Origin of the sequence: Streptomyces sp. NPDC090445 (assembly GCF_044769385.1) — a bacterium.
Taxonomy (GTDB): domain Bacteria; phylum Actinomycetota; class Actinomycetes; order Streptomycetales; family Streptomycetaceae; genus Streptomyces.
Window position 1 is genome coordinate 1 of the sequence record NZ_JBIVXV010000075.1, and the last position, 1,876, is coordinate 1,876.

Here is a 1,876-nt window from a genome sequence, read left to right on the forward strand (position 1 = left end):
AGGCGCAGCGAACTCCGGCGCTCCGCGCCTCCGGGCCAAGGATGCGTTTCCCTCCCCGGCTGAAGCCGGGGATACCCACGCAAGATCAGGGATGGGAGCCGGACCAGGCTCTCTGGGCCCCTTTCGGTACGGCGGTCGAGGCCTGGGAGTCCACAGGAGCAGGACACGTGGACTGCCCGGCCTGCGACGAGAGCGCCCCCGTCACGGAGTGGCAGTGGCCCGATTACTACGCCCTGGGGGCCCTCACGTTCGAGTTCTGGGGCTGGCCACCGCGGGCGGACAACTTCGTGGCAGAGCTCGGGCGCGTCCTCGGGCACCGCACCGTACAGCACATGGGCAAATTCTGAGCAGCCAGCCGCCGGGACCGGGGTGGCCTCCGCCGAATCTCCGACTCAGGACACTAGAGGACCTGTCCGGCTGATCACGCGGAGATCGCCGACGCGATCGTGGGCGATCCGGCGGGCAGTCGCTTGGTCTCGTCGGCCGACGGGAGTGAGGGGTGCACGGAGACACTGAACGGCGGGGCCGTATCCTGAGGAAGGCGATGCAGGCACTGCCGATGCGTCGCAGCCGCCCGTCACAGCCGGGCGCCGCCCCACTCCGGGTACCAGGTACCCGGCAAATGATCGGGAGTTGACCGGTGATCAGTCTGGCCGCGGTGGGTGGAGTAGCCCTGGTCGAACTGGGCATGGCACTGACTCCGGGGCCGAACATGATCCACCTCGCCTCTCGCGCGATCACCCAGGGCCGCAGGGCGGGCCTGGTCAGCCTGAGCGGGACCGCGGTGGGATTCCTGTGCTATCTGCTGGCCGCGGCCGTAGGACTGTCCGCGTTGTTCGCCGCCGTGCCGCTGGCGTTCACGGTGGTCAAGCTCGCTGGGGCCGCCTACCTCGCCTACCTGGCCTGGGGGATGCTGAAGCCCGGTGGCCGCTCGCCCTTCGCTCCGGCCCACGACCTGCCTCCGGTCTCCGATGCCCGCCTGTTCTCGATGGGGCTCCTGACCAACCTACTCAATCCCAAGATCGCTCTCATGTACGCCGCTCTTCTGCCCCAGTTCATGGATCCACAGGCGGGCCCGGACTGGGCGCAACTGCTCCAGCTCGGTGGTGTGCAGATCATCGTGGGGATCTCCGTGAATGCTCTGATCATGCTGGGCGCAGCACGGGTGTCGGGGTTTCTGACCGCCCGGCCCCGCGTGATGACCGCTCAGCGGTTCGCGTCAGGCGGCTTGCTCGGCGTCTTCGCGCTGCGCACCGCCCTGTCCCGTACGCCAGTCTCGGCCTGAGCCATGCCCGCGCGCCTGTGACACCGGGCCTACTGAGATCAGCCGAATACGTCGCTGAGATCGCCGACGCGATCGTGAGCGATCTGGCTGTTCGCATCAGCAGCGCCAGGCGCCAGAACCCGAAGTGTCTACTGTTGGGTTGCATTGGGGGTCATGTTCGGAGCCAGATGGCGACGGCCTCCTCGGTGGCGGCGCCGAGGAAGACGTAGCCGCGCTTGTCGTAGCGAGTGACGACCGTGCGGGACTGCTTCAGGCGGTTGATCGCCCGCTCGACGGTGGTGCGCTTCTTGTAGCGGTCCTCATCGAAGCCTGGTGGCCGTCCGCCACGTGCGCCTTTGCGCAGGCGGGCCGCTTGGCTGTCGGACTTCTCCGGGATGGTGTGGCGGATTCCCCGCCGTCGCAGGTACTCGCGGATGGGGCGGGAGGGCGGCCTGGCCGAGGCGACGCTTCAGGGCACTGACCTCGGCGGGACGCCAGGACCGCGAGGAGCTCTAGCTGTATTGCCTCGGGAGGTTGTGGACGGGTGATGCAGGTCTCGGCTGAGGTGTCTTGAACGGGTGAGGGCCTTCCGGGTTCGGTGTGGATTGCGAC

2 protein-coding genes are annotated in these 1,876 nt (G+C 68.2%); both read left to right on the forward strand.

Annotated features, from left to right (window positions below):
• Window positions 1-167: 167 nt before the first annotated feature.
• Window positions 168-347, forward strand: a complete 180-nt coding sequence (locus tag ACIQUT_RS40255) for a hypothetical protein (RefSeq protein ID WP_403570696.1) — start codon at window positions 168-170, stop codon at window positions 345-347.
• A gap of 293 nt (window positions 348-640) precedes the next feature.
• The gene (locus tag ACIQUT_RS40260; protein WP_403570698.1) at window positions 641-1,285 is read left to right on the forward strand and encodes a LysE family translocator; all 645 of its coding nucleotides are present in this window, start codon (window positions 641-643) and stop codon (window positions 1,283-1,285) included.
• Window positions 1,286-1,876: the final 591 nt, after the last annotated feature.